Origin of the sequence: uncultured Halorubrum sp., from assembly GCF_937146585.1 — an archaeon.
Classification (GTDB): domain Archaea; phylum Halobacteriota; class Halobacteria; order Halobacteriales; family Haloferacaceae; genus Halorubrum; species Halorubrum miltondacostae.
In genome coordinates this window covers 1-5597 of record NZ_CAKZRO010000171.1, presented here as the reverse complement: position 1 = coordinate 5597, position 5597 = coordinate 1, and the positions used below count along the sequence as shown (strand labels likewise).

Genomic DNA, 5597 nt, shown 5'->3' with positions numbered 1-5597 from the left:
AACCCGCGTCACGACCGTGACAGGGTCGTATGATGGGCCACTACACCATCCGGGCAGACAACGACGGCCCCGAGCGTGGGGACGCCCGGAGCGGGATTTGAACCCGCGTCACGACCGTGACAGGGTCGTATGATGGGCCACTACACCATCCGGGCTTGTCGCATCAACTCGTACCCCTGTCTGGCAAATAAGGCTTGTCATCCCTGTCGGGAGTGCGGGTCGGTGACAGGGAATCCGGGGCCCCGAGCCGCGGCGCGGAGGGGGTGGCCGAGGCCGCGATCGCGGTCGCCTCCGGTATCCTTTTGTGTCGACCTCGCGTGTGTGGGAGTGTCGAACGCCCCCCGACCCGCCAGCCGTGCGCGGCGGCGCTTGGTAAGTCTTATGCCGCTGGCGTATATACGTACCTGTAGTATCTCGTGATAGCTTCTCCCCACCACCAGCACCCATGGTAGACGTAAGCCAACACGAACTCGTCCCGGACCACGTCCTCCTCGACGACCCCGAGGAGGTCGAGGAGGTCCTGGCGGAGTACGACGTGAAGAAAACGAACTTACCGAAGATCAAACGCACGGATCCCGCGCTCCCCGACGAGGCCGAGGTCGGCGACGTGGTGAAGATCGTCCGCGACTCCCGCACGACCGACGAGGCGGTCGTGTACCGACTGGTCGTCTCATGAACAGGCAAGATCGACGCGTGGTTTCACGCGAGTATTTCTCGGACGAACGGCTCGCCGAACACCACTTCCGCTCGTTCAACAACTTCCTGGACCGCGGCATGCAGGAAGTCGTCGACGAGAAGGAGACGATCGAGACAGACATCGGCGACAAGGAGGGCCAAGAGCCCGTCTACGTCGAACTCGGTGACGTGCGGATGGTCACGCCGCGCGTCCGCGAGGCCGACGGCTCCGAGGAGCTGCTCTACCCCCAGGAGGCGCGCCTCCGGAACATCACCTACTCGGCCCCCGTGTTCATGGAGATGTCCATCGTCCGCGGCGGCGAGGACGAGCCCGAGCAGGTCGTCGACACGACCGAGACGAAGGTCGGTCGGATGCCGATCATGGTCGGCTCGGACAAGTGTAACATGGCGGGCTTCTCCGACGAGGAGCTCATCGACATCGGCGAGGACCCCGTCGACCCCGGCGGCTACTTCATCGTCAACGGCTCCGAGCGCGTGCTGATGACCTCGGAGGACCTCGCGCCGAACAAGATCCTCGCCGAGTACGACTCGAAGTACGGCGACGAGATCCAGGTCGCGAAGACGTTCTCCCAGCGCCGGGGGTACCGCGCGCTGGTGCTCTGCGAGCGCAACCGCGAGGGGCTGCTCGAAGTGTCGTTCCCCTCCGTCTCCGGCTCCATCGACTTCGTGACGCTCGTCCGAGCGCTCGGGCTCGAGTCCGACGAGGAGATCGTCCACCGCGTCTCGGACGACCCCGAGATCGTGAAGTTCATGCTGGAGAACTTAGAGGAGGCCTCGGTCCAGACGACCGAGGAGGCCATCGAGACCCTCGGCGAGCGCGTCGCGAGCGGCCAGGGGAAGAACTACCAGCTCAAGCGGGCGAACTACGTCATCGACCGCTACCTCCTCCCGCACCTCCACGAGGAGGGCGTCGACGAGGAGGACGTGCGGATCAACAAGGCGTACTACCTCTGCCGGATGGCCGAGGCGTGCTTCGAACTCGCCTTGGACCGCCGCGAGGCCGACGACAAGGACCACTACGCGAACAAGCGCCTCAAGGTGTCCGGCGACCTGATGCGCGACCTGTTCCGCACCGCCTTGAACAAGCTGGCGCGCGACGTGAAGTACCAGCTCGAACGCGCAAACATGCGGAACCGGCAGCTCACCGTCAACACGGTGGTCCGCTCCGACGTGCTGACCGAGCGCCTCGAACACCCGATCGCGACGGGGAACTGGGTCGGCGGCCGCTCGGGCGTCTCCCAGCTCGTCGACCGGACGGACTACATGGGCGTGCTCTCGCACCTCCGCCGGCTGCGCTCGCCGCTGTCGCGGTCGCAACCGCACTTCGAGGCGCGGGACCTCCACGCGACCCAGTGGGGTCGCATCTGTCCCTCCGAGACGCCGGAGGGGCCGAACTGCGGGCTCGTGAAGAACTTCGCGCAGGCGATGGAGCTCTCGCAGACCGTCGAGGACGAACAGGGGCTGAAACGAGAACTGGCGTCGATGGGTGTCGAGGGGATCCCCGGCATCGAGGGCGTCGAACGACAGACGGCGGACGACTAACATGGCACAAGCAGAACGCGAAGCGAAGGTGTACGTCAACGGGAGCCTCGTCGGCACCCACGAGAATCCGGACGAGCTCGCCGAGCAGATCCGCGAGGCGCGCCGCCGCGGCGACGTCTCGGAGATGGTGAACGTCTCGGTGAAAGACCGGACGCGCGAGGTCATCGTCAACGCCGACGCGGGGCGGGCGCGACGCCCGCTCATCGTCGTCGAGAACGGCGAGCCGCTCCTCGGGAACGAGGAGGTCGAGGCGCTCGAACGCGGCGACGTCGAGTTCGAGGACCTCGTCGAGCGCGGCTACGTCGAGTTCATCGACGCCGAGGAGGAGGAGGACATCCTCGTCGCCGTCGACGAGGAGGACGTGACCGAGGACCACACGCACCTCGAGATCGACCCGCAGCTCATCTTCGGCATCGGCGCGGGGATGATCCCGTACCCCGAGCACAACGCGAGCCCGCGGATCACCATGGGCGCGGGGATGATGAAGCAGTCGCTCGGGCTCCCCTCGGCGAACTACCGGATCCGGCCGGACACGCGTCAGCACCTCCTCCACTACCCGCAGCTGGCGATGGTGAAGACGCAGACGTCCGACCAGATCAGCTTCGACGAGCGCCCGGCCGCACAGAACTTCGTCGTCGCCGTGATGAGCTACGAGGGGTTCAACATCGAGGACGCGCTGGTGATGAACCAGGGCTCCGTCGACCGCGCGCTCACCCGCTCGCACTTCTTCCGGACCTACGAGGGCGAGGAGCGCCGCTACCCTGGCGGGCAGGAGGACCGCTTCGAGATCCCGGACCAGGACGTGCGCGGCGCGCGCGGCGAGGACGCGTACACGCACCTCGACGAGGACGGCCTCGTCAACCCGGAGACGAAGGTGGACGAGTCGTCCGTCCTGCTCGGCAAGACCAGCCCGCCGCGCTTCCTCGAGGAGCCCGACGACATGGGCGGCCTCTCCCCGCAGAAGCGCCGCGAGACCTCGGTGACGATGCGCTCGGGCGAGTCGGGCGTCGTCGACACCGTGACGCTGATGGAGGGCGAGGACGGCTCCAAGCTCTCGAAGGTGAAGGTGCGCGACCAGCGGGTCCCCGAACTCGGCGACAAGTTCGCGTCCCGCCACGGCCAGAAGGGCGTCGTGGGCCACCTCGCGCCCCAGGAGGACATGCCGTTCACCGAGGAGGGCGTCGTCCCCGACCTCGTGATGAACCCGCACGCGCTGCCGTCGCGGATGACGGTCGGCCACGTGCTGGAGATGCTCGGCGGGAAGGTCGGCTCGCTCCGCGGCTCGCGCGTCGACGGGACGCCGTTCCAGGGCGAAGACGAAGAGGAGCTCCGCGACCAGCTCGAGGAGCACGGGTTCGAGTCCTCCGGCAAGGAGGTCATGTACTCCGGCGTCACCGGCGAGAAGATCGACGCCGAGATCTTCGTCGGGACGATCTTCTACCACAAGCTGTACCACATGGTGTCGAACAAGCTCCACGCCCGCTCGCGCGGGCCGGTCCAGGTGCTCACGCGCCAGCCGACCGAGGGGCGGGCCCGCGAGGGCGGGCTGCGCGTCGGGGAGATGGAGCGCGACACGATCATCGGCCACGGCGCGTCGATGGTGCTCAACGAGCGGCTGCTGGAGTCTTCGGACGCCGAGACGGTCCACGTCTCCGCGGAGACCGGACTCGTCGCCGTCGAGGACCGCGAGCAGCGCCGCGTGTACGACCCGGTCACGGGCGACGAGGACGACATTCACGAGCTGGAGGTCAGCTACGCGTTCAAGCTGCTGCTCGACGAGATGATCGCCCTCGGCATCCGACCGAAACTCGAACTGGAGGACGCGATTTAGATGTCAATGCAAACACCGAAAGTGCTCGGCGGGATCGACTTCGGCCTCATGGACCCGGAGACGTACCGGGACATGTCCGCGACGAAGGTGATCACGGCCGACACGTACGACGACGACGGCTACCCGATCGACATGGGGCTGATGGACCCGCGACTGGGCGTCATCGACCCCGGCCTGGAGTGTCGGACCTGCGGCTCCCACTCCGGCTCCTGTAACGGCCACTTCGGCCACATCGAACTGGCCGCGCCGGTCATCCACGTGGGCTTCACGAAGCTCATCCGGCGGCTGCTGCGCTCGACGTGCCGCGAGTGCGGTCGCCTCGCCCTGGACGACGCGCAGCGCGACGAGTTCCGCGACCGCTACGAGCGGGCGAAGGAGCTCGGCGACGACGAACACGACGTGCTGAAGGCCGCCGTCCGGCAGGCCCGCAAGGCGTCGACGTGCCCGTTCTGCGGCGAGCCGCAGGCGGACATCAAACACGAGAAGCCGACCACCTACTACGAGGTCCAGGACGTGCTCTCGGGCGACTACTCCGAACGCATCGCGGCCGCGATGCAGCCCGACGAGGAGGCGGACGACCCGGGCACCTCGCCCCAGGAGCTCGCCGAGAAGACGGACATCGCCGTCGACCGGATCAACGAGATCATGGCCGGCGAGTTCCGCCCGCGAAAGGAGGACCGCCGCGCCATCGAGAAGGCGCTCGACGTGGACCTCACCGAGGAGGACATGAACAAGCTGATGCCCTCGGACATCCGCGACTGGTTCGAGGACATCCCGGACGAAGACCTCGAGGTCCTCGGCATCGACTCCGAGCACTCCCGCCCGGAGTGGATGATCATGACGGTGCTCCCGGTCCCGCCGGTGACCACCCGCCCCTCGATCACGCTCGACAACGGCCAGCGCTCCGAGGACGACCTCACGCACAAGCTGGTCGACATCATCCGGATCAACCAGCGGTTCATGGAGAACCGCGAGGCGGGCGCGCCGCAGCTGATCATCGAGGACCTCTGGGAACTGCTCCAGTACCACGTCACCACGTTCGTCGACAACGAGATCAGCGGGACGCCGCCGGCGCGACACCGCTCCGGCCGTCCCCTCAAGACCCTCAGCCAGCGGCTGAAGGGGAAGGAGGGCCGCTTCCGCGGCTCCCTGTCGGGGAAGCGCGTCAACTTCTCCGCCCGGACCGTCATCTCGCCGGACCCGACCCTCTCGCTGAACGAGGTCGGCGTCCCGGACCGCGTCGCCAAGGAGATGACCCAGACGCTCAACGTCACCGAGCGTAACGTCGAGGAGGCGCGGCAGTACGTCCGGAACGGCCCCGAGGCCCACCCCGGCGCGAACTACGTGCGCCGCCCCGACGGCCGCCGACTGAAGGTGACCGAGAAGAACTGCGAGGAGCTCGCCGAGAAGGTCGAGGCCGACTGGGAGGTGAACCGCCACCTCGTGGACGGCGACATCGTGATCTTCAACCGGCAGCCGTCGCTGCACCGGATGTCCATCATGGCCCACGAGGTCGTGGTGATGCCGT

Annotated in this window: 4 protein-coding genes and 1 tRNA gene; 4 read left to right on the top strand and 1 reads right to left on the bottom strand. The window is 67.3% G+C overall.

Annotated elements, in window-relative coordinates; genetic code table 11:
• Positions 1–82: 82 nt before the first annotated feature.
• Positions 83–155 (bottom strand) — tRNA-Asp (locus Q0116_RS14140).
• Positions 156–445: 290 nt separating this feature from the next.
• Between Q0116_RS14140 and Q0116_RS14135 the strand changes: the two genes are divergently transcribed.
• The 4 genes from Q0116_RS14135 to Q0116_RS14120 all read left to right on the top strand — a co-directional run.
• On the top strand, positions 446–676 hold the full coding sequence (locus Q0116_RS14135; RefSeq protein WP_004599097.1) for a DNA-directed RNA polymerase subunit H: 231 nt from the start codon (positions 446–448) through the stop codon (positions 674–676).
• Complete coding sequence (locus Q0116_RS14130; protein WP_006111499.1) at positions 673–2238, top strand: DNA-directed RNA polymerase subunit B''; 1566 nt, start codon at positions 673–675, stop codon at positions 2236–2238. The genes Q0116_RS14135 and Q0116_RS14130 overlap by 4 nt, the downstream gene beginning before the upstream one ends.
• A gap of 1 nt (position 2239) precedes the next feature.
• The gene (gene rpoB / locus Q0116_RS14125; protein ID WP_297889726.1) at positions 2240–4069 is read left to right on the top strand and encodes a DNA-directed RNA polymerase subunit B; all 1830 of its coding nucleotides are present in this window, start codon (positions 2240–2242) and stop codon (positions 4067–4069) included.
• A 6-nt stretch (positions 4070–4075) separates the two neighbouring features.
• The coding region (locus Q0116_RS14120; RefSeq protein ID WP_297889722.1) for a DNA-directed RNA polymerase subunit A' at positions 4076–5597 on the top strand (1522 nt) is incomplete at its 3' end.